We start from the raw sequence: 23916 nt of genomic DNA, 5'->3' as shown, positions 1-23916 counted from the left end.
TTAATTGCTGTTGCCATCTCACGAGACAGCTTATATATAATACCATAAGTAAAATATATTTGTCAACACTTTTTCTAAAATAACTTTTTAGGTTGTTACTAAATTTGGTGTGACTGCTCAAACAACTTGCTTATTGTAACACCTGTCCATACTTTTTACAAAGTAACCGAGAACCAATATTCGGTGATTGTTTTAATCTACTATTATAATGCTTGTATATACTATTGTTATCTTGCTAATTAATCCATATTCCTTAATATATAATACAAAAAAAGCTCACTCAGTAATATTCAATACTTGAGCAAGCCCTTTTGTATGCTTATTCAGTTAATTTTTATTCTTCGGTAAGTTCAGCATCTACTGATTCTTCGTTTGCTTCACTTTCCTCGCCTTCTTCACTTTCTTCACTTTCCTCATTTACCATCCTTGCTACACTCACTACATTGTTTCCTTCACTCATTCTCATAAGTGTAACACCTTGTGTTGCCCTACCCAGAATACTTATCTCGCTAACCTTCATTCTGATTATACTTCCGTCTGAACTTATCAACATTATGTCATCTTCTTCAGATACCAATAACATACCTATTGATTTTCCGGTTTTTTCAGTAATTCTATAGGTTAAGACTCCCTTTCCACCTCTTGTTTGGACTTTGTATTCATCAAGTTCAGTTCTCTTGCCAAAGCCATTCTCAGTTACAACTAATAGTGTGGTGTTATCGGTGCATACTTCCATACCGATTACAAAGTCGTCTTTATCAAGTTCTATACCCTTTACACCTTGTGATACTCTACCTATAGGTCTTGCATCAGTTTCATTAAATCTGATTGCCATACCATTCACCGTTGAAAGTATTATATCCTGATTACCATCTGTAAGCTTAACATCTATAAGTTCGTCATTTTCCCTTAAACTAACGGCTGCAAGCCCACCTTTTCTGATATTATCATACTCCATCAGATCAGTTTTCTTTACAAGGCCGTTTTTAGTTGCCATTACCAGGTATAATCCTTCCTTATACTCCTGTATAGGAATAACAGTGGTAACCTTCTCATCTCCATTTAGCTGCAGTAGGTTTACTATTGCAGTGCCCTTTGCCTGTCGTCCAGACTCAGGTATCTCGTATGCCTTTAACCTATACACTCTTCCCTTATTGGTAAAGAACATAATAAAGTGATGTGTCGAAGTTACAAACAGGTTTTTTACAAAATCCTCTTCCCTTGTACTCAGACCTATTATTCCCTTACCGCCGCGCCTTTGGCTTTTATATGTGTCGGCAGGCAATCTCTTTATATATCCGAAATGAGTCATAGTGATAACACTTTCCTGCTCTTGGATAAGGTCTTCAATGTCTATTTCATCTTCGTCAATTTCAATCTTGGTTCTTCTCTCATCAGCATATTTGTTCTTAATAACTGAAAGTTCATCCTTTATTATTTGATGAACGAGAATTTCATTCGCAAGTACATCTTTGTAGTATTTTATCTTTTCAAGTAGTTCGTTATACTCACTTTCCAGTTTCTCTCTTTCTAAACCGGTCAAACGTCCCAATCTCATATCTACAATAGCTTGGGATTGTTTATCACTAAAACCAAATCTCTCTGACAGCTTTTCTTTTGCAACGGATTCTGTTTTTGAATTACGTATAATTCTTATAACTTCATCCAGATTATCCAGTGCTATTTTTAAGCCTTCCAATATGTGTGCCCTAGCTTCGGCTTTATCAAGTTCGAACTTTGTTCTTCGTCTGATTACATCCTCTTGATGAGCTATGTAATAATCAATTACCTGTTTTAAATTCAAAGTCCTTGGCTCATACATTTTGTCTTCAGTCGGTACTATAGCGACCATATTTACGCTGAAGCTTTCCTGAAGCTGTGTATTTTTGTATAGTTGATTCAGCACTACATTCGGATTGGCATCACGTTTTAAATCAATAACTATTCTTACAGGCTCTTCTCTGCCGGATTCATCCTGAATAAATGATATTCCATCTATTTTTTTATCCTTAACAAGATCTGCAATTTTTTCTACTAGCCTTGCCTTATTTACCATGTAAGGAATCTCGGTAACAACAATCCTATGCCTGTTTCCGTGAATTTCTTCTATAGTTGCTTCAGATCGTACAGTAAGCTTTCCTCTCCCGGTTTTGAATGCGTCTCTTATTCCTCTTTTACCTATTATTTTAGCAGCAGTTGGAAAATCCGGCCCTTTGATGTATTTCATTAATTCATCAATAGTTATCTCTGGATTATCTAAAACCGCACATATACCATCTATTGTCTCACCTAAATTGTGTGGGGGTATATTGGTGGCCATACCAACAGCAATACCTGATGAACCGTTAACCAATAGATTAGGAAACCTAGCTGGCAAAACAACCGGTTCAACTTCATGTTCATCGAAGTTTGGCTTAAAATCAACTGTATCTTTGTTAATATCAGCAAGCATTTCCATTGATATCTTGGCCAGCTTTGCCTCCGTATACCTCATCGCAGCTGCAGCATCGCCATCTCTTGAACCAAAGTTCCCATGTCCGTCAACTAATGGATGTCTCAATGAAAAATCCTGTGCCATACGTACAAGACTATCGTAAACAGCGGCATCACCATGAGGATGAAAACTCTTCAGAGCCTCACCTACGGTTGCAACAGATTTTCTGTATGGCTTGTCCGGAGTAAAACCTGAAGTAAACATGGTGTAAAGTATACGCCTGTGTACTGGTTTCAATCCATCTCGAACATCAGGCAGTGCTCTGTCTATTATTACACTCATAGCATAATCTATAAACGATTTTTTCATTTCAGATTCAATGTCTATGGGAATAATTTTTTGCTCCCTTATTTCATCTGCCATCTAACTTTTTACCTCTTTTCCTTTTATAAAAACAATCTTATCCACTGTATATTGTAATAAACTTTTAACTTACTGTCCACTTTTTTGTATACCTGTTATATTCAAATACAATATTTAGTATTGCCATTTTATTACATATAGAATACAACTTTAATTCTGGGAAAACTTAGTGAAAGCTTGTTTTTATACATAAAAAACTGGACACCCCCGGCCCAGTTTCCTAAATTATGTTTTATATAACTCCTATTTTATGTATATCAAGCCATATTGTTCTTAGGAACTCGTACCACAAATTCTATGTATTCCCCTCTGTCAATCTGCGCAGCCTTTGCATTAACACCTGATTGTCTCATTATATCTATCGCCTGTTTTATAGTATTAACAAATATTCTTACATCCTTTATTGCTTTTGTCATTTTCTTCTCAGATGTTCTTTGTTTAATATTTTTTGAGTATTTATCTATAGCCCTCTCAACTAGTTCTTCGGTTTTCTTAACATTCAGGCCTCTCTCACAGACAAGTCTCAGAACTTTTAGTTGTAGCTGTTCATCATGGAGCTTTAGTAATGCTCTTGCATGTCTTTCAGTCAAATTATTGTCAGAAAGTATTTTTTTAATCAATGGAGACAGTTTTAACAGTCTTATTTTATTTGCTATTGTAGATTGACTTTTCCCAATCTTTTGGGCAAGCTCTTCCTGGGTAAAACCATGCTCATTTATTAGATTACTATAACCCTCAGCCTCTTCCATATAGCTAAGGTCTTCCCTTTGCAAATTTTCTATAAGTGCCATCACAGCAGAATCATTATCGTCGACATTAATAATTATTGCCGGAATCTCCTGTAATCCCGCCATAGTAGCAGCCCTAAGTCTCCTTTCACCTGCTACAAGCTCATATGTGCCATGGGAAAGTCTTCTAACGTTTATTGGTTGTAAAACACCATATTGTTTAATTGAATCGCACAGTTCTTCAAGAGCCATTTTATTAAATTGTTTCCTTGGTTGGTATGGATTTGGTCTGATGTGGTCTATACCAACATAAGTAATATTTTTCTGGTCTTCCTTCTTTTCCTGCTTTGTAAACTGAATTTTACTTTCCAACATAACGGCACCATCCTTTGTATATTATTTAATAATTTAAATTAGTAATCTACTATATGTTGTAAATTACTTACAAAGGATATTTCTATTGCAAACCTTCTTTTCCTTTATTACCAATCAAAAATCGTTCGATAAAAAAGCAGTTAATAATAGATAATACTTCTTATATCAACGGTTCTTTCGAAGGTTTCCCTGCTTTCCTTGGATATTTTGTCGGGGTCTGTCTAAACTTTCTTACCACGACGACATTTCTTTCTATATTTGTGAATGGTAATTCCATTTTTTCTATTTTCTCAATTTTACCACCTAAAATGTCGAGAGCCTTATTGCAATTATCAAACTCCTCAGTGTTACTTCCTTTCATTGCGATAAATATCCCGTTTATTTTTATAAATGGCAGACAATATTCGAGTAAAACCGGAAGATTTGATACTGCCCTTGCGACAGCAATATCATACTTTTCTCTGTATACAGGATTAGTACCAAAGTCCTCTGCTCTACCATGAATTGCTGATATGTGGGTAATATTTACTGAATTTATTACCTCGTTTAGAAACTTTATTCTCTTATCTAAAGAATCAAGCAATGTAATATCATTTTTGGGGTTCACTATTTTAAGAGGAATTCCAGGAAAACCTGCACCGGTACCTACATCTATGATCTTTATATTTTCATTATTTATATAAGGAACTATACTGATTGAATCAATAAAATGCTTTATTACTATTTCCCTGTCATCCTCTATTGCAGTCAGATTTATTTTCTTATTCCATTCTTTAAGAAGTTCCATATATTTTTCAAATTGTTCTACCTGAGTATCCGATATTTCTGATTTATAGTGTGTCAAACCTTTGATTAGCAGTTCCTTTAATTCATTATCAAGTGCCATAAATTCCTCCGGTTACTAATTTTTCTTTCTGTTAACCTGCTCAAGATATATAAGTAATACTGAAATATCAGCAGGAGATACCCCTGTTATTCTGGAGGCCTGACCTATGGAGTCAGGCCTTATTTGTGAAAGTTTTTGCCTTGCCTCAAGCCTTAATCCCTGTATCTGGTTATAATCAATATTCTGTGGTATCTTTCTGCCTTCAAGCTTTTTATACTGTTCCACCTGCTGCATTTGCCTTTTGATATAACCTTCATACTTTACGGCAACTTCAACCTGTTCACGTACAGCTCTTGGAAGGTCAGGAAGCTCACAAACCTCTGAAAGACTTTCATAACTTATTTCAGGTCTCCTAAGTAGTTCTGTTACCTGTATTCCACTTTTTATTGCGGTGCTGTTTCTGCTTTCAAGATATTTAAGAACAGCTTCGCTTGGTGGTAAATAGGTGTTTTTGAGTCTTTCTATCTCTATCTCTATCATTTCCTTCTTCTCAATAAAATTTTTATAGCGTTCTTCACTAATCAATCCTATTTCCCTACCTATGGTCGTCAGTCTCAGGTCGGCATTGTCCTGCCTAAGCAGAAGCCTGTACTCTGCTCTGGATGTCATCATTCTATACGGTTCCTTTGTACCCTTTGTAACAAGGTCATCAATAAGTACGCCTATATATGCCTGAGATCTGTCCAATATCAATGGATCTCTGTTTTGGACCTTCATTGCTGCATTTATTCCCGCAACAATTCCCTGAGCAGCGGCTTCTTCATATCCTGAACTTCCATTTATTTGCCCGGCTGAAAACAATCCGTCTATATTTTTATACTCTAATGATAATTTTAATTGTGTAGCATCTATTCCGTCATATTCTATTGCATAAGCACTTCTCATTACCTTTACATTTTCAAGACCGGGAATAGTTCTCATAAACTCTACCTGTACATCCTCCGGAAGACTGCTAGACATTCCCTGCAGATACATTTCTTCCGTGTCTATTCCCATAGGTTCGACAAAGACCTGATGATGTTCCTTATCAGAAAATCTTACTACCTTGTCTTCTATTGACGGGCAATACCTAGGGCCAATACCTGTAATATTTCCACTATATAATGGTGACCGATGAATGTTCTTTTTAATTACCTCATGAGTATCAGTATTTGTATACGTGAGCCAACACGGAACCTGATCCTTTTCTATTTTTTCTGTTTCAAATGAAAATGGAACAATTATATCATCTCCGGGTTGTTCTGACATTTTCGAAAAGTCCAGACTTCTTTTATTTAATCTGGCAGGAGTACCCGTCTTAAATCTCAGAAGGTCTATACCAATGTTCTGCAAGCTTTCTGACAATCTGTTTGCAGGAAACAATCCATCCGGCCCTCCACTGTAACTTACGTCACCTATAAAAATTTTCCCTTGGAGGTATGTTCCTGTTGTAAGAACTATTGCCTTACACTGAAATATAGCTCCGGTATGGGTTTTTACTCCTGTAACACTGGTCCCTGTTTCATCAGTAAGTACCTCTATAACTTCTGCCTGCCTAATATCGAGGTTTTCCTGAGTTTCAAGAATATGCTTCATTTCCATCTGATATTGTCTTCGGTCAACTTGAGCTCGCAAGGAATATACTGCAGGGCCTTTTGAGGAATTTAGTATTTTTGACTGAATAAACGTCTTATCCGTTGTTTTTCCCATCTGTCCGCCTAAAGCATCTATTTCCCTTACCAGATGGCCCTTTGCTGTTCCTCCTATACTTGGATTGCAAGGCATATTTGCAATACTGTCAAGGTTAATCGAAAATACTATAGTGCTGCAACCAAGCCTTGCTGCTGCCAGTGCTGCCTCACACCCGGCATGTCCTGCACCGATAACAGCTATATCATAACTTCCAGCGAAATAATCCATAAGGATTCTTCCTTTCTATATATAATCTGTAATTTTCTTACGTAATATTATTTTCCAATGCAAAAACGACTGAATATATCATGCATTACAGCTTCGTCAATTGATTCCCCAGTAATCTGTCCTATGTTGTCAGCACAGCTTTTTATATCAATGGTTACCATATCCAGGGGCATTCCTGTATTAAAGGAATTCAATGCCTGTTGGATATCCTCAATAGCTCTGTCCACAAGGTACTTGTGTCTGGAATTTGTTAACAGAACCTCATCATTACCCGATATTCTTCCTTTGATAAATAATTCCGCTATCGTTGTTTCCAATTCCTCTATTCCTCGGGCATTTATAACTGATGCATTTAAAACAGTGTCATATTCTTCTAACTGTTTTTTTATTTCAATAATTTGATTGTTATCCACTAAATCTGTCTTGTTTATTAAAATAAGAGCTTTTTTATTTTTTATTAAACTTAAAATTTTAATATCTTCTTCTTCTATACCTGTTTCCGCAGAAAGAACTACTATCGTCAGATCAGCGTGTTCAACAGCCTCATAAGCCTTGTTTACTCCTATTTTTTCAACTATATCTTGGGTACTCCTTATACCGGCTGTATCAGTAATCTTTGCCGGAATTCCCTTGATATTTACGTACTCCTCTATAATATCTCTTGTTGTCCCCGGAATATCGGTTACAATTGCCTTTATACTTCCTGACAGTTGGTTTAACAAAGAGGACTTACCCACATTTGGCTTTCCTGCAATTACTATATTTAATCCTTCTCTTAATATCTTGCCTCTCTCAAAAGTTCCTGCCAGAGTGTGAAGCTCATCTTTTATATTTATAAGATTTTCTAATACTTTTTCTCCCGTTATTTCTTCTATATCGTGCTCCGGATAATCAACAGTTACCTCAATATGAGCTAGTAATCCTACTAAAGTTTCTCTGATACTTTTTAATCGAGAGGACAATCTTCCTTCCAGATGGCTTACTGCAGCCTTTGAACTTTCAACGGTCTTTGAGTTAATAAGGTCTATTATAGCTTCTGCCTGTGACAAATCTATTCTGCCGTTTAAAAAAGCACGTTTAGTGAATTCTCCGGGCTCAGCAGGCCTTACCCCATTTTTGAAAATCAATTCCAATACGCGGTTTATTACGACAATTCCACCATGACAATGTATTTCTATAACATCTTCCCTAGTAAAGGTATTTGGCTTACACATTTTCAGTAGTAATACCTCATCTACAATATCTTTTGATTCCTCATCAACAATTTTCCCGTATGTTACTGTATGTGATTGAATTTCCTCCATTGCTTTTGAAGTTTTAAATATTTTAGCTGCTGTGCCAAATGCTTTTTCTCCGCTTATTCGAATAACGCCGATTCCACCAGTTCCATATGGAGTAGACAGTGCTGCTATCGTATCTTCATTGTGCATAATAATTACCTCTTTTAATTGGTGCAGATTTTTAATGCCTTTCCAACGCACAAAATGGTTCAAGGTATGACCCTGAACCATCTGATATGCATATTTATTTCTTAGTATGTGTTTTTAATGTAAGCAATATAGTTATTTCAGAGTAATAACTACCTTTCTCTTTGGTTCTTCACCTGTGCTGTATGTTTCAACATACTTATGACCTTGAAGAGACGAATGTATTATTCTTCTCTCATAAGGATTCATTGGCTCCAGAGTAATAGGTTTTTTGTATTTAACTACTTTATCAGCGAGTCTGTTAGCGAGCTTAACAAGGGTTTCTTCTCTTTTCTGTCTGTAATTTTCAACGTTTAGTATTACTCTTTTATAATCTTCATATTCTTTATTAACAACCAGACTTGTAAGATATTGCAGGGAATCCATTGTTTCCCCTCTGCGACCGATAATTATTCCAATATTATCTCCATTAATATCAACAACTATGCTTTCCTCATCTTCGCTAACATTGATATCAGCCTCGACACCCATATTATTAAGTATTGTGTACAAAAAATCTGATGCTATGTCACACCTGTTCTTCTCTTCTTTTTCTTTAACTGTCACTCGTATTCTGGCAACTTTAGAACCTATTATACCAAAAATACCTTTGTTGCCCTCTTCTATAACTTCAACATCAACATCATCTTGTGTTAACTGTAATTCTTCGAGTGCAGCAGATATAGCTTCCTGAACTGTTTTACCTTTTTTTTCAATACTGTAAGCCATTATTTACTCACTTCCTCCTTTTTTTTAAGGACATACTTATTTACATAGTATTGCTGAACAATAGCAAACACGTTACCTGTAATCCAATATAGAGCAAGACCTGCAGGGAATTGGAAAGAAAATAGTAAGGTCATTATAGGAGAAACATACATCATGCTATTTCCCATTGGGTTTGCAGCCTTATCTGTTGTTGCCTTAGGCATTGACATACGAACTGACAGATATGTGGTAAGGGTTGCTATTATCGGTAATAGCAAAAGAACTGCATATTTAGGCTCGCTAATAATCTTGTTAAAATGCCATGTAGGAATGTCTCCTAAATTTATACCAAAACCATGGCTCGGGAAAAACATATTTAAGTTTCCAACCTTAGAACCCTGACCGCTACTTATAAAGTGTGTTATTGTATTAATTTCTGAGTATGCACTGTTAATCGGTATCTTTGATTCTACTGCCAGACTGTTTAACTGAGTGGCAGTAAAACCTAACATATATTTGAGTGGTTTTGTAATAGCCTGCCATAATGATAACAGTATAGGCATTTGTATAAGCAAAGGGAGACAACCGCCTGCTGGATTTATTTTATGCTCCTGATAAAGCTTCATCATTTCCTCGTTAAGCTTTGCTTTATCATTTGCATATTTTCTTTGAATTTCCTGAAGTAAAGGCTGAACCTTTTGCATCTCAGCAGATGACTTGTACTGTTTTAAAGTTAATGGAATCATTGCAGATCTAACTATTATTGTAAAAATTATCAGTGCCAGACCGTAATTTTCAAAAGCAATGGTGTTATAAATCCAATAAAGGAATTGACCAAGCGGCCTTATTATTATGTCGAACATGTTTATCTCCTATATTACAATTAGTATCTATTTAACAGGGTCAAACCCTCCAGGATGAAAGGGATGACACTTTAATATTCGTTTTAATGCCAGATATGATCCTTTTATACAACCATATTTAGTTACAGCCTCAATTGCATATTGTGAACACGTAGGGTAAAATCTGCATGTGGGCCTCATTTTAAGTGGCGATAAAAATTTCTGGTAAAATCTGATTAATGCTATAAATATTCTTTTAAACACTTATATTTCTCCTGATCAAATATCTGCAACTTTTTAAGCAGGTACTTGAATTCCTTTAACAAAGCTCCATACGTAGGAACACTTTCACCAGACCTTGCTGCAATTACAATGTCGTACCCATTGGGAATATAATCTTCAAAATACCGATAACTTTCTCTGATTAATCTCTTTTTTCTATTTCTGATAACTGCCTTTCCTGCCTTTTTAGAAACTGATATTCCAATTCTATTAAAGGATTGTTTATTTGGAAGGATATAAACAGTTATATACCTTCCAACATAAAACGATCCTTTATTAAAAACTCTTGCAAACTCGTAATTCTTTTTTAGTGTTACAGTCTTTTTCATAAAATACTGCCTTTACAAATATTAGTTCGTACGAAGAATAGCAAGTTTTAAAGAAAAAGACCACAAATATGCGGTCTTACGCTGAAAGAACCTTTCTTCCTTTTAATCTGCGTCTTCTTAATACTTTTCTGCCGTTAGAAGTACTCATTCTTTTTCTGAATCCATGTTCCTTCTTCGCATGTCTTTTTTTAGGTTGATATGTTCTTAACATTGGTACACCCCCGATCCATCTTTGTTTATATAAACAGTTGAGTGTTTTCTTTTAAAGACACCAGACCTATTATATATTATGATATTTCAACCTGTCAAGGCTTATTCAAAGCCTTATTGTTAGAATAATTTTTCAATTATTTTTTTATAAATTTTCAGAACTATATATGGTACTGACAAAATGTATTTTTTCAACATGTTGTTACTAATATATAATATTTACACATAAACCTGTGGATATATATCCTCTTAAAATATATTTTTGTGGATATCTCTCGTTTTTCTTATTGAATTTTCCACAAAACTCTGATATATTTATTAATACTTGTTGATAACCTGTGTGTTTTTAATCTGCCTGGTTGTTAATAACTTTTAACTTTAATGTAACAAACTATTTTTTGTATTTCTCACTCATGATAAAACTTGTACAAGCTTTTTAACTAGTAGCGTTTTTGGCAATTAATGCGCTTATTTTTATTCGATATCATGCACATTTTTTATTATTAATATGTATAACCAAGGTGGGCGAAGGGACATGAACGTGCAACTTAATGAAATTTGGAACCGTACATTGGAATTATTAAAAGGTGAAATGACTGAAATCAGTTTTAATACCTGGATTTTAACTATAGAGCCAATATCTATTGATTCTAATACAGTTACTTTAGGAGTACCTGCTGATTTTAATAAAGGTATCCTTGAATCAAGATATTCATATCTAATAAAAAATGCATTAAGGCAAATAAGTCACAGAGAATATAATATTTATTTTGCTATACCTTCACAAGCACCTGTAAAGACCGCAGCTCAGGAATACAATGAAGACACAAATATGTCATTTTTAAATCCTAAATATACATTTGATACATTTGTTATAGGAAATGGAAACAGATTTGCTCATGCAGCGTCGTTAGCCGTTGCGGAAGCACCAGCAAAAGCATATAACCCTCTTTTTCTTTATGGAGGAGTTGGGCTGGGTAAAACACATTTAATGCACGCAATAGGCCATTTTGTTTTGGGTCAAAATCCTGCACTAAAAGTTTTATATGTTTCTTCAGAGAAATTTACGAATGAATTAATAAATGCAATTAGAGATGATAAAAATGAAGAATTTAGATACAAGTACAGAAATATAGATGTTTTACTTATTGATGATATTCAGTTTATAGGCGGTAAAGAAAGAACTGAAGAAGAATTTTTCCATACTTTTAATGCTCTTTACGAAGCTAATAAACAAATAATCATATCAAGTGATAAGCCTCCAAAGGAAATTCCTACTCTTGAGGACAGGCTTAGATCCAGATTTGAGTGGGGATTAATAGCTGATATTGCTCCGCCTGATCTGGAAACCAGAATCGCTATTCTTAGAAAAAAAGCACAACTGGAAAATTTGGATGTACCTGATGACGTTATGGTTTTTATTGCGGATAAGGTCGGTTCCAATATACGTGAACTTGAAGGCGCTTTAAATAGAGTTATAGCATATTCAACTTTAACCGAAAATATCATAAATGTTGATATGGCGGTGGAAGCTCTTAAAGATATGCTAAACAACAGTAAAGCAGTTATTATAAATTCTAAAACCATACAAGAAGCGGTATCCAGATACTTTCACCTAAAAACGGATGAACTTAAATCAAAAAAGAGATCCAGGGACGTTTCTTTTCCTCGTCAAATTGCAATGCACCTCTGTCGTGAAATGACAGATATGTCTCTACCCAAAATTGGAGATGAGTTTGGTGGCCGTGATCATACGACTGTTATACACGCATGCGAAAAGATTCATCATGATCTTGAAAATAGTGCGGAATTAAGAAGAACAGTAGAGGATATAAAGAAAAATATAACTGGGGGTTAAATCTAAAATTTGATGAAAGTTATACACAGTTTATGTTGATTTGGTGATCAAAATCTGTGTATAACTTATCGTTTTGGATAAACTTAATGTTTTGTTGAAAAAAAGTCTCGATTGGTCAACATTTTATTAACACCAGCAAGCTGTTGATATAACTAAATCAGACAAGTTATACACAGATTTAACACCCCCTACTACTATTATTACTATTTTTATATTTTAATTATATTTAAAAAACGGAGGCACCTAGATGAAAGTTATATGCTCTAAAGAAAATTTACTCAACGGGATTAATATAGTTCAAAAAGCCGTATCAACCAAGACTACTTTACCAATACTTGAAGGAATTCTACTGAATGCTGAGGATAAATTTAAGTTAACTGGTAATGATTTAGAAATTGGTATTGAATGCTATGTTGAAGCTGATATAAGAAGTACCGGTTCTATTGTTATAAATTCTAAGATATTTGGGGATATTGTAAGAAGATTACCTGATTCAGAAGTTCTTATTGAAGTTACAGTAAATAATCTGGTAGTTGTTGAATGTGAAAATTCACATTTTGAGATAAAAGGAATAAATCCATCAGGTTACCCTTCACTCCCTGTTGTGGAAAAAGAGAATGTGTTATCATTGACACAAGGTGATTTAAAGGATATGATCAGACAAACCGTATTCGCAGTCGGTTCGGATGAAAACAGACCTGTGTTGACCGGATCACTGATTGAAGTAAAAGATAAAGAATTGGTTATTGTATCAATAGACGGATTTAGACTAGCTTTAAGAAGAAAAATCTTAGAAAATGATATAAATGATTTTAGTGTTATAATACCTGGAAAAACTTTAAATGAAATTTCAAAAATCCTTCAGGCAACTGATGATGAGGTTGCTGTTTACAGTTCCAATAATCAGGTTGTATTTGATGCTAAATCGTGGAGAATTGTTTCTCGGCTCATTGAAGGTAAATTTTTAAATTATAACAGTTTGCTTAACAAAGATTTTGAAACAAAAGTTATTATTAATATAAAAGAATTTCAGTCAAGCCTGGAAAGAGCTTCACTTATTTCGATGAATGACAAAAACAGTCCGGTAAAGCTATTTATAGGCAATGATAAAATTGTAATTACATCAAATGCTGATCTCGGAAATGTCCGTGAAGAGGTTAAAGCCGAGATAGAAGGAAATACTCTGGAGATAGGATATAATCCTGCTTTTTTGATTGATGCATTAAAGGCAATTGATGAAGAGAGAGCATCTGTATATTTTATTACTACAAATGCACCTTGTACTTTAAGGCCGCTGATTGAAAGCAATGATGATTTTGCATATCTGATACAAGCTGTAAGAATTTAAATACACAACGAAATGTTTGGAGGCTTTATGGAAGACGTAGGAATAAATACTGAGTTTATTAAGCTTGATCAATTTTTAAAATGGGTTGGTGTATGCGATAATGGTGCCATGGCTAAGGGCTTTATAATCGACGGCTTTGTCAAGGTTAATGGTAATGTTGAATTTCAACGTGGAAAAAAGCTCAGAAACGGTGATATTGTAGAATTCGATCAAAAACAATACAAAATAATTCAAAATGGCTGAATGAGGTAATGCATTGATTGTCAAAAGCTTGGTTTTAGAGAATTATAGAAACCATACAAATACAAGAATTGTATTTTCTGATCGTTTTAATATTATTTATGGTGATAATGGCCAAGGGAAAACAAACATCCTTGAAGCCATTTATTTATGTGCTTCCGGACGTTCACACAGAACATCGAAAGATTCTGAATTAATAAAATTCGGTTGTGATAAATTCTGTATTAATGCTCATATTTTTAATGCCGGCAATTTAGACAAAGATATTGAAATCAAGTATTATGAAAACCAAAAGAAACAAATAAAAATAAATGAAATACCAATTAAAAAAATCGGTGCACTTATGGGAAATCTCTATGCTGTATTGTTTTCCCCAGAAGATTTATTTATAGTAAAACAGGGACCTACTGAAAGAAGAAGGTTTGTTGATATAACACTTAGTCAAATCAAACCTTCTTATTTTTACAATCTGCAACAACTAACAAAGATTCTGAAACAAAGAAATACACTTCTTAAAAATATCAACAGTAACCCTAAATTAATGGATACTGTTGATATCTGGAATATTAGGCTTGCCGAGGTCGCGGCGTCAATTATCACTGCAAGAAGGACTTTTTCAAAAATGCTTTCGAGCCTGGCAGAAAGTCAACATAATTATCTTACTGATAAAAGTGAAAAAATTTCATTTGATTATAAATGCAGTTTTCAGACTACTGAACAAGATGACAAAAAACAGATTCAGAATCTATACATAAAAAGTCTGGAAAAGAGTCTTTCTCGAGACATAATACTTGGTTATACTACAATAGGCCCACATAGAGATGATTATGATATTATGGTTAACGGTAAAAGCCTTAAATTATATGGCTCACAGGGTCAGCAAAGGTCTGCAGTACTATCATTAAAAATTGCGGAGATTGAATTAGTAAAGAAAGAGACAAACCAATATCCGGTATTACTTTTAGATGATGTTATGTCTGAATTAGATAACAATAGGCAAAAATATCTTATGGAAAGCATAAAGGAAGTACAAACTTTTATTACATGCACAAGTACAGAACATTTTGAGAATATATTATCCGGCAATAGTAATTTTTTTAAAATTGTCGGAGGAAATATTGAGAGTAGTTTATAAACGATAATTTGCAATAAATAAGTTAATAATGTAAAATTGGGTTTAGAGATTTATGGAGGATTTAAAGTATGTTTTTGCATATAGGCGGAGATGTTGTTATTCCTATAAAAAATGTAATAGCTATTATGGATATAGATACGACTACTATTTCTAAAGATACAAGAGAATTTCTTAAAGTTGCGGAAGAAGAAGGTTTTGTAATTAGTATATCGGCGGATTTACCAAAATCATTTATTATTACCGAGACTGATAAAAAAAGTAAGATATATTTATCTCCGATATCATCAGTTACATTGCAAAAGAGATCAAAATATATAACTGAAATATCAAATATTTAATTGATTGTTGAAAGGAAGTATACAAGATACTATGAATGATTTTAACAATACTTCATCTTATGATGAGAGTCAGATTCAGGTGCTGGAAGGCTTGGAGGCTGTACGTAAGAGACCTGGAATGTATATAGGAAGTACCTCAAGCAGAGGGTTGCATCATCTAGTTTATGAAATAGTTGCGAATAGTGTTGATGAAGCACTTGCCGGAAGATGTGATACAATTGAAGTAATTGTTCACAAAGATAACTCCATTACTGTAACTGACAATGGAAGTGGTATTCCTGTTGGTATACATCCTAAAATGGGTATCCCAACTCTTGAAGTAGTACATACAATACTTCATGCCGGAGGAAAGTTCGGAAGTGGTGCATATAGTGTTTCAGGGGGACTTCATGGTGTAGGTGCCTCTGTTGTTAATGCATTATCGGAAAGTATGGAGGTAGAAGTAAAAAGAGAAGGGCATATTTACAGACAGAAATATTCCCGAGGAAAGCCTGTTACCACTGTTGAAATAATGGGCGAAACTGAAGAAAGCGGGACAATAACTACCTTTAAGCCAGATCCGGAAATTTTTGAAGATATTGTTTTTGATTTTGATGCTATGATAACCAGATATAGAGAAATGGCATTTTTAAATAGAGGTATCAAGATAAAGCTTATTGACCAACGTCCTGATGAAATAATTGAGAAAAACCTTCATTATGAAGGTGGAATTATTTCTTTTGTTGAGTATCTTAATAAAACAAAAGAACCTTTGCACGACAAAGTAATATACTTTGAAGGAATCAGAGATGCAAATATTGTTGAAGTTGCAATGCAATATAATGATAATTACAATGAGACAGTATTTAGTTATGCAAATAATATTGCAACAACTGAAGGAGGAACACATTTAACCGGGTTTAGGACTGCTATAACTAAGGTATTAAATGATTATGCCAGAAAATTCAATATTATTAAAGAAAACGACAAGAACTTATCAGGAGAAGACGTAAGAGAAGGTCTTACAGCCGTAATAAGTGTGAAACTTCCTGAGCCTCAGTTTGAAGGGCAGACTAAAACAAAACTGGGAAATAGTGAAATAAGAACACTTGTTGAAAACGTTGTAAGTGATAAATTAAACATATTTTTAGAAGAGAATCCTTCAATCTCAAAAATAATTCTTGATAAAAGTCTTACAGCGGCCAGAGCAAGAGAAGCAGCCAGAAAAGCAAGGGAATTAACCAGAAGAAAGAGTGCTATGGATTCCAGTACCCTTCCAGGTAAACTAGCTGACTGTTCCGAAAAGGACCCAACAAAGACAGAAATATTTATTGTTGAGGGTGATTCTGCGGGAGGTTCTGCAAAACAGGGGAGAGATAGAAGAATACAGGCTATACTTCCTCTTTGGGGTAAAATGCTTAATGTTGAAAAGTCAAGATTGGATAAGGTTTTTGATAATGAAAAATTAGCTCCTGTTATTATTGCTCTTGGAGCAGGTATAGGAGATGAATTTGATACATCAAAATTAAGGTATGACAAGATTATAATTATGGCTGATGCGGATGTTGATGGTTCTCATATCCGAATGTTGCTGTTAACATTTTTCTTCAGATATATGAGACCACTAGTTGAACAGGGTCATGTCTATATTGCAATGCCTCCTTTGTTCAAGGTTTATAAGGGAAAAGAAGAGTTTTACGCGTATGATGACAGACAGGTAAATAAAATTTTTGAAGAGCATGGATGGAGAAAAGATGATCCCAATGTTAATATACAGAGATTCAAAGGTCTTGGAGAAATGAATCCTGATCAATTGTGGGAGACTACAATGGATCCTGAAACGCGTACTATTATAAAGGTTGATGTTCAGGATGCTATATCAGCTGATGAAGTATTCAGTATGTTTATGGGAGAGAAGGTTGAGCCTAGAAAAGAATATATTCATTTGCATGCAAAGGATGTAACATATTTAGATATTTAATTATTTTAATACTATAAAAAGGAGTTTCACTCCTTTTTTTTGTTTTTTAAAGACTAAATGTTTCACGTGAAACAAAAAATATTAAATCAAGGAAATTTGTAAAATGTTTCACGTGAAACATTTTACAAATAAATTATATTCTTTGTAATATCATATGTCATATGATATAATTTTCAATTAGAGAGCAAAAGGACACCTGTTAAGGTGTTCTGTTAGTTATATGGTAAATAATGCTCAATAAGGAGTGAGGTATTTTTGGCAAAAATAATAGCCATTGCTAATCAAAAGGGTGGAGTAGGAAAAACAACAACAGCGGTAAATTTAAGTTCATGTCTGGCATACAAGGGGAAAAAAGTTTTAGTTATTGACATAGACCCCCAAGGAAATACAACAAGCGGACTTGGAGTTGACAAAAAAAGCATAACACATTCAGTTTATGATGTTATTATTAATGATGAACCTATTGAAAATACGCTATTACAGACATGTATTGATAGCCTAATGATATGTCCGTCAAATATACAGCTTGCCGGAGCAGAAGTTGAACTTGTATCAATGATTTCAAGAGAAAATAGGCTTAAATCAGCATTATATTACATACGCAAGGAATTTGATTTTATTATAATTGATTGTCCTCCTTCCCTGGGACTTCTTACTTTAAATTCCCTCACTGCTTCCGATACAATTTTAGTTCCAATACAATGTGAATATTATGCATTGGAAGGATTAAGTCAACTAATGAATACTGTAAAACTTGTTCAAAGACACTTAAATCCCCAGTTGGATGTTGAAGGTGTTGTTTTAACAATGTTTGATGCACGTACTAATCTGTCAATACAAGTCGTTGAAGAGGTCAAAAAGTATTTTAGTAATAAGGTGTACAGGACAATAATTCCAAGAAACGTTAGATTAAGCGAGGCACCAAGTTTTGGTCTTCCTATTATTTTGTATGATGCCAAGTCAAAGGGTGCTGAATGTTATATAGATTTGGCGGAAGAAGTTATTGAGTATGCTGAAGAGGTGGTATAGAACATATGATAAAAAAAGGTCTGGGCAAAGGACTTGGGGCATTAATCTCAAATGAATCATTAGGAGAAGATTCAGGTATTCTACAACTAAGAATAAATGAATTGGAGCCTAATAGTGGACAACCACGTAAAAATTTTGATGACGAAAAGTTGTTACAGCTTGCTGAATCTATTAAGCAACATGGAATAATTCAACCTATTATTGTAAAAAAAGAGGATAATGCATATACAATTATTGCAGGTGAAAGAAGATGGAGAGCAGCCAAATTAGCGGGTTTGGCCGACGTACCTGTAATTGTAAAGAATTTTTCCGATAAACAGACTATGGAAGTTGCACTTATTGAAAATCTTCAAAGGGAAGATCTGAATCCAATTGAAGAAGCCGAAGCCTTTCTTCATTTAATGGATGAGTATAATTTAACTCAGGAGCAAATTGCTGCGACCATCGGAAAGAGCAGGCCATCTATAGCAAATTCTTTGAGATTGTTGGGATTGACAAATGAGGTCAGAAAATTTATTATTAGCGGTGAGTTGACCAGCGGACATGCAAGAACATTAGTTATTATTCAGGATAAAGATTTACAGCAAAAAGCTGCTGAATTTATAATAGAAAATAAATTAAGTGTAAGAGAAACTGAGAATTATGTAAAGAAGCTCTGTAAAGGAGATAATAAAGGTAGAAAAAAAACAGAGGTAAGTAACCCTGAATTAATTGATGTTGAAAACAAATTGAAAAATATTTTGGGTACAAAGGTTAAATTACAATCAAAAAACAATAAAGGTAAAATTACAATTGAATACTATTCCAATGATGAATTGGAAAGGTTACTTGATTTTTTTTATAAGACTTAAAAAAAGTGAGCTTTTAAAATCGATTTTAAGCCATTTTTTTAAGCAACATAATGATATTGTATTCCTCAAAAAAGAAACGCGTTAAAATGGAAATAAAGCTTAAAAAAGAAAATTTTAAAGATAATTAACTACATGGAGTGAATTTACAAGGGAGCAGGTTAAGATGAGTGACTTTTTGACAAATATATTGAATATGCAATTTGAGATATTAGTGCTTTTTGGGATTTGTTTTATTTTAATAATAATTAATTGCTTTATGCTCATAGCAAATATAAAGAAGACCAACAAGCTCAAAATTAAATATAGAAAGTTTATGAATGGGTTAAGTGACAGAAATATTGAAGAACTTTTGGAAACATGTTTAAATACTACAAATTCTGTAAGTAGCAAAAATAGAGAAATTGAACTGCAGATTAATAATATAGAAAGAAGACTCCTTCAATGTATACAAAAGGTCGGAATAGTTAGGTTTAATGCATTTGATAATGTTGGTAGTGATTTAAGTTTTGCTATTGCTCTTTTAGATAATAACGATTCAGGTGTAGTTATAAGTGGAATATATGCAAGAGAAAGTTCTTCAACTTATTCCAAACCGGTTGTATCCGGAAAATCAAAATATACTTTATCGGCAGAAGAGATACAAGCTATTGATATAGCAAAGAAAACAAATATTGAAAGAAGTTATGTGGATTAACTAATTACAATTAATGTTTCCGGTAGTAAATGGAGGCCTTTTAACATGAATATTCATTTTCATAGCAATAAAGATAATAAAAATGAAAAAAAACAGATATGGATGTATGCTGTAATTTTATTTACAGGTGCATTTATTATACTTTTATTAACAGCATACAGTCAGGTGAAGTTCCAGAATAATATCAGCGACTATCAGAATAAACTTTCTTCACAGGAAAAAGCAAAACTTACAGCTGTAACAGACTTAAAATCAGCTTTAAAGGAAAATGAAAGACTAAATAAGGAATTAGAATCACTAAGGAATAAACTGGTTGAATCTGAGCAGGAAATTGCTACACAGAGCTCCAAAACAACTGATATGGAGTCTAAATATAATAGTACGGTAAGTGCAACAGATGCGCTTGTTAAGGCACTGGAGTACTTTAATCAGAAAGATTATGTAAATTCCGCCGTTACCCTTAAATATGATGTTAAGATTGAATATTTAAGTCCACAGGGGTTAAACACCTATAATGATTTGATTGGAAAGTGTTATGGAAAAGCTTCATTGCAGCTTTATAGAGATGGCTACAAGAATTATAAAAATAAAAACTATGCAGGGGCTATAATAAATTTAAACCGTGCAATTGATTTCTCAAATAAGAATGAATATTATATTGATGACGCATACTATTATTTAGCCACATCATATTATAAGAGCTCAAATTATAATGATGCAAAAAGGATAATAAATGACTTTCAAATTAATTGTCCTACAAGTGAATTTGCCAGAAATATGAGAAATCTTTTGGAAAAGATGATGTAAAATAGACAGTGGAATAAATTACTTTTAAAAGTTATGGTTTATTATAAAGTAAGGTGTTGACAAAAGTAAAAAATCATTGTAAAATTAAACACGTCGCTTAACAAAACCAACATGGAGAGATGGTCGAGTTGGTTTAAGGCACCGGTCTTGAAAACCGGCGTAGGTGTGAGCCTACCGTGAGTTCGAATCTCACTCTCTCCGCCAAATAAATATGAGCTGGCTTAAAAGCCAGCTCAAGTTTAATGGAGAAGTACCCAAGTAGGTCGAAGGGGACGGTTTGCTAAACCGTTAGTCTGGGCAACTGGAGCAAGGGTTCGAATCCCTTCTTCTCCGCCATAATTTGTATGAAAAGCCTGATTATATCAGGCTTTTTAGCGTTTTATAGTAAAAATGGACGTCGTTTTGAAATAAATATATAAACGGCGTCTTTTTTTGTTTTTTTGGGGGGAAAGTATGAAATGCCTCCCAACATTGCTGCAATTAACTTTTTAACTCCCACCATATTTATTGCTCTCCTTATGTTGTATGCAAGGAAACTAAGTCCCAGAATAATTAATTCACAGATTTGATGATATTTTTACAGGTTATTAACATTAATATAATAATTTGTGGATAAAACAAAGTATTTTTCATATAAAATGTGAATAAAAAAGAACCATGATTATAAACAAATCATGGTTCTTTAAAAGAGATTATCTTTTTTTAATCTGGATTTTACTAATCATAAGGTAGGAAAGTAAAACAATAATTATCGCAGTTACTATAGTGTTAATATTACTATAGTTATGGTGTTCAATTGAATAACTGTTATACAAATTAACTATGGATAAAAATGCACCTGCAATAGTTATCGGAACCCCTGAAAATACATTGTTAAATGTAGTTACATTGTAACGTGCCAGTCTGTACGCACCTGCAATAGGAAACAACACTGCAAGTAAATACCCAAATATTGTTAAATCAAAGAAACTTATCTTCCAGGCAATTATTATTGGTGCTACACCAAAGGAGATTAAGTCTGAAAGCGAATCTAATTCTTTACCAAGTTCACTTGTGCTATCCAACATTCTAGCTACCTTACCGTCAAATCTGTCTGTTAATGCAGCAACCATAACTAATAGGGATGCCTGTATCATGTCGTTTTTTATCGCAAATAGTAATGCAATAATTCCAAGCGAGAGATTTATAAATGTTAGGAGGTTAGGCAAAGAATGCTTTATCGTGTTTTTCAAATGATCCACCCTCTACTTTAAATAATTATTATGCTATACCGGTTAATTTCTATCCTTAAAATATATAAACTTAAAGTATATATGATTTACATATATTATAGATTATAATTAATATCATAAAAATTAACAAGCTAATTAATTATGCATAACCTATTATACGAACTAAAGTTTGATAAGTATGATTAACATTAGCCTATAATATTAAAAGAGGATGGATAATATATTACAATGAATAATTTTAAGTATATTTTTTTTGATCTTGACGGAACACTTATTGATACTGTCCCTTTGATTCTGGATTCCTTTAACTACACGTTTAATCATCATTTTGGTGAGACACGTCCGGAGGAGGAGACAATAAGCTATATTGGTATGCCTTTAATAAATCATTTGAAAGATTTATATCCGGGACATGAGGAGGAGCTTGCAAAGACCTACAGGGATTATAACGATAAAAGACATGACAGCTGTATTGGAGTTTTTATCGGGATTTTTGAGACAATAAAAATACTGTATGATAAAGGCATAGTTATGGGGGTTGTAACTTCAAAAAGACGGGAATTGGCTCTCAGAGGATTAAAACTATTTAATCTTGATCAATTTTTTATATTTGTTAATGGATCCGAGGATTCAAAAAAACACAAACCGGATGGTGATCCATTGATCGTTGCAATGAGTAAAGCCGGCGTTAAAGATAAGGATGAAGTTTTATACGTAGGAGATAGTCCGTTAGATATACTGTGTGCAAAAAATGCAGGAGTCAGAAGTGCTGCTGTGGCGTGGACCTACAGTCAAAGAACAGATCTTGAAAAGGTTGAGCCGGATTTATTTATAGAATGCCCGGCTGATCTGTTAAAATATGTATAAATCTGTATAAACTAAAGCAGTTTGAGTAAAATATAAAACTACTTGATTATACGGGAGTGGTTTTATTGGCTAAAACGGTAGTAGCTATATTTGAAGATTATGAAAATGCTGAAAAAGCAGCGCATCAAATACGTGAAAAGGGGCTTAGAACTGATAATATATCCATAATAACCAAAACAGGAAGTAATATAAACAGGTATAAGCCGACAGATGGCGGAAGTATAGAAACAAGAGGGAAAAAAAGCAACCCTTTTGTAAGTCCCGGCAGTTTAAGTGTAAGAATCTCTGATGGTATAGTCACTGGAGGCATTATTGGGGGCATCTTAGGGATACTTATAGGCGGGGTAAGTATGTTTATTCAAGGTTTGGGATTTGTTGCAGCTGCAGGGCCTATAGGGGGGCTATTTGTTGGTTTGCTTGCAGGAGGGTTAATAGGAGGATTCATTGATTTCAAAGTTCCCAGAAATAAAAAAAAGGAATTTGAAAAATTGATTTCAAACGGAAATGCTCTCTTTAGTATGATGACAGATGAAGACCGTTCTGAAGATATCCTGGAAATATTAAAAAAGAATGGTGCTCTGATGGTTGAAAAATATCAGTAGCGAATATTTCCTGATTTGCATAAATAGTATTATAATGGGTCAATCATTATAATACTATAATGTATTAAGGAGTTTAATTATGGAAATATCGCTTAATAAATCATTAAACAATGTTGTAAAATCATCAGAAGCGAAAGCATTGGCCAGCGAGAGGGTTATTCTCCTGAAAGAAATAGAAAAGGTAAAAGGTGAATTGCAAAAGGCCTACAAAAATTTTGACTATGTTAATGATTCATTAATGGTTGACTACTATACATACCAAATAAAAGCGTATGAGACAATGTTTGAATTTCTGATAAAGAAGGCAAAAGCCATGGGCATTAATGAATTGTAATTAGACCTGAAAAGGACATTATTCCTCAGTGAATAATGT

The 23916-nt window shown here is 33.8% G+C and carries 24 protein-coding genes and 2 tRNA genes; 15 read left to right on the top strand and 11 right to left on the bottom strand.

What is annotated here, in order from left to right; genetic code table 11:
• Positions 1-334: 334 nt before the first annotated feature.
• The 10 genes from gyrA to rpmH form a co-directional block, all read right to left on the bottom strand.
• Positions 335-2857 carry a DNA gyrase subunit A gene (gene gyrA, locus L323_RS31405; RefSeq protein ID WP_020815628.1) on the bottom strand — a complete coding sequence of 841 codons (2523 nt, stop codon included), beginning with the start codon at positions 2855-2857 and terminating at the stop codon, positions 335-337.
• A 257-nt stretch (positions 2858-3114) separates the two neighbouring features.
• Positions 3115-3960: a nucleoid occlusion protein gene (gene noc / locus L323_RS31400; protein ID WP_020815627.1), complete on the bottom strand. Its 846-nt coding sequence runs from the start codon at positions 3958-3960 to the stop codon at positions 3115-3117.
• Positions 3961-4120: 160 nt separating this feature from the next.
• Positions 4121-4846, bottom strand: a complete 726-nt coding sequence (rsmG, locus tag L323_RS31395) for a 16S rRNA (guanine(527)-N(7))-methyltransferase RsmG (protein WP_020815626.1) — start codon at positions 4844-4846, stop codon at positions 4121-4123.
• Positions 4847-4861: 15 nt separating this feature from the next.
• Positions 4862-6745, bottom strand: coding sequence for a tRNA uridine-5-carboxymethylaminomethyl(34) synthesis enzyme MnmG (gene mnmG, locus L323_RS31390; protein WP_020815625.1), 1884 nt, complete (start codon positions 6743-6745; stop codon positions 4862-4864).
• 47 nt (positions 6746-6792) lie between these two features.
• Entirely contained in the window at positions 6793-8175 is a 1383-nt protein-coding gene (mnmE, locus tag L323_RS31385) for a tRNA uridine-5-carboxymethylaminomethyl(34) synthesis GTPase MnmE (protein ID WP_020815624.1), read from the bottom strand.
• Between the two features lie 132 nt (positions 8176-8307).
• A complete protein-coding gene (gene jag, locus L323_RS31380; protein WP_020815623.1) occupies positions 8308-8940 on the bottom strand; it encodes an RNA-binding cell elongation regulator Jag/EloR in 633 nt (210 codons plus the stop codon).
• Entirely contained in the window at positions 8940-9782 is an 843-nt protein-coding gene (locus L323_RS31375) for a YidC/Oxa1 family membrane protein insertase (RefSeq protein WP_020815622.1), read from the bottom strand. Before L323_RS31375 ends, jag begins: the two co-directional genes overlap by 1 nt.
• 27 nt (positions 9783-9809) lie before the next feature.
• Positions 9810-10025, bottom strand: a complete 216-nt coding sequence (gene yidD / locus L323_RS31370; RefSeq protein ID WP_020815621.1) for a membrane protein insertion efficiency factor YidD — start codon at positions 10023-10025, stop codon at positions 9810-9812.
• Entirely contained in the window at positions 10004-10372 is a 369-nt protein-coding gene (gene rnpA, locus L323_RS31365) for a ribonuclease P protein component (RefSeq protein WP_020815620.1), read from the bottom strand. Before rnpA ends, yidD begins: the two co-directional genes overlap by 22 nt.
• Before the next feature lie 76 nt (positions 10373-10448).
• Positions 10449-10583, bottom strand: coding sequence for a 50S ribosomal protein L34 (rpmH, locus tag L323_RS31360; protein ID WP_004619013.1), 135 nt, complete (start codon positions 10581-10583; stop codon positions 10449-10451).
• A gap of 534 nt (positions 10584-11117) precedes the next feature.
• On the opposite strand from rpmH, the gene dnaA reads away from it, so the two are divergent.
• The 12 genes from dnaA to L323_RS31300 all read left to right on the top strand — a co-directional run bounded on the left by dnaA (position 11118) and on the right by L323_RS31300 (position 21178).
• Positions 11118-12440: a chromosomal replication initiator protein DnaA gene (gene dnaA / locus L323_RS31355; RefSeq protein ID WP_020815619.1), complete on the top strand. Its 1323-nt coding sequence runs from the start codon at positions 11118-11120 to the stop codon at positions 12438-12440.
• 247 nt (positions 12441-12687) lie between these two features.
• Positions 12688-13788, top strand: coding sequence for a DNA polymerase III subunit beta (gene dnaN / locus L323_RS31350; RefSeq protein WP_020815618.1), 1101 nt, complete (start codon positions 12688-12690; stop codon positions 13786-13788).
• Positions 13789-13815: 27 nt separating this feature from the next.
• A complete protein-coding gene (yaaA, locus tag L323_RS31345) occupies positions 13816-14031 on the top strand; it encodes a S4 domain-containing protein YaaA (protein WP_020815617.1) in 216 nt (71 codons plus the stop codon).
• A gap of 13 nt (positions 14032-14044) precedes the next feature.
• Positions 14045-15163 (top strand): DNA replication/repair protein RecF, encoded by a 1119-nt coding sequence (recF, locus tag L323_RS31340; RefSeq protein ID WP_020815616.1) that lies wholly within the window; start codon positions 14045-14047, stop codon positions 15161-15163.
• Between the two features lie 68 nt (positions 15164-15231).
• Positions 15232-15501 (top strand): extracellular matrix regulator RemB, encoded by a 270-nt coding sequence (gene remB / locus L323_RS31335; RefSeq protein WP_020815615.1) that lies wholly within the window; start codon positions 15232-15234, stop codon positions 15499-15501.
• Positions 15502-15532: 31 nt separating this feature from the next.
• Positions 15533-17461 (top strand): DNA topoisomerase (ATP-hydrolyzing) subunit B, encoded by a 1929-nt coding sequence (gene gyrB / locus L323_RS31330; RefSeq protein ID WP_020815614.1) that lies wholly within the window; start codon positions 15533-15535, stop codon positions 17459-17461.
• 255 nt (positions 17462-17716) lie between these two features.
• Complete coding sequence (locus tag L323_RS31325; protein WP_020815613.1) at positions 17717-18490, top strand: ParA family protein; 774 nt, start codon at positions 17717-17719, stop codon at positions 18488-18490.
• Positions 18491-18495: 5 nt separating this feature from the next.
• A complete protein-coding gene (locus tag L323_RS31320) occupies positions 18496-19341 on the top strand; it encodes a ParB/RepB/Spo0J family partition protein (RefSeq protein WP_020815612.1) in 846 nt (281 codons plus the stop codon).
• 163 nt (positions 19342-19504) lie between these two features.
• The gene (locus L323_RS31315; protein WP_020815611.1) at positions 19505-20035 is read left to right on the top strand and encodes a DUF4446 family protein; all 531 of its coding nucleotides are present in this window, start codon (positions 19505-19507) and stop codon (positions 20033-20035) included.
• A 45-nt stretch (positions 20036-20080) separates the two neighbouring features.
• Complete coding sequence (locus tag L323_RS31310; protein WP_020815610.1) at positions 20081-20842, top strand: tetratricopeptide repeat protein; 762 nt, start codon at positions 20081-20083, stop codon at positions 20840-20842.
• A gap of 113 nt (positions 20843-20955) precedes the next feature.
• A tRNA-Ser gene (locus L323_RS31305) sits at positions 20956-21046 on the top strand.
• A gap of 40 nt (positions 21047-21086) precedes the next feature.
• Positions 21087-21178, top strand: a tRNA-Ser gene (locus tag L323_RS31300).
• A gap of 356 nt (positions 21179-21534) precedes the next feature.
• Here L323_RS31300 and pssA read toward each other — a convergent pair.
• Positions 21535-22074: a CDP-diacylglycerol--serine O-phosphatidyltransferase gene (pssA, locus tag L323_RS31295; RefSeq protein ID WP_020815608.1), complete on the bottom strand. Its 540-nt coding sequence runs from the start codon at positions 22072-22074 to the stop codon at positions 21535-21537.
• 228 nt (positions 22075-22302) lie between these two features.
• Between pssA and L323_RS31290 the strand changes: the two genes are divergently transcribed.
• The 3 genes from L323_RS31290 (at position 22303) to L323_RS31280 (ending at position 23877) form a co-directional block, all read left to right on the top strand.
• Positions 22303-22941, top strand: coding sequence for an HAD-IA family hydrolase (locus L323_RS31290; protein ID WP_020815607.1), 639 nt, complete (start codon positions 22303-22305; stop codon positions 22939-22941).
• A gap of 65 nt (positions 22942-23006) precedes the next feature.
• On the top strand, positions 23007-23543 hold the full coding sequence (locus L323_RS31285; protein ID WP_020815606.1) for a hypothetical protein: 537 nt from the start codon (positions 23007-23009) through the stop codon (positions 23541-23543).
• A 79-nt stretch (positions 23544-23622) separates the two neighbouring features.
• The gene (locus L323_RS31280; RefSeq protein ID WP_020815605.1) at positions 23623-23877 is read left to right on the top strand and encodes a DUF2508 family protein; all 255 of its coding nucleotides are present in this window, start codon (positions 23623-23625) and stop codon (positions 23875-23877) included.
• Positions 23878-23916: the final 39 nt, after the last annotated feature.

Source organism: Ruminiclostridium papyrosolvens C7 (genome assembly GCF_000421965.1).
Classification (GTDB): Bacteria; Bacillota; Clostridia; order Acetivibrionales; family DSM-1351; genus Ruminiclostridium; species Ruminiclostridium papyrosolvens_A.
This window is presented reverse-complemented; position numbering and strand designations above follow the sequence as displayed.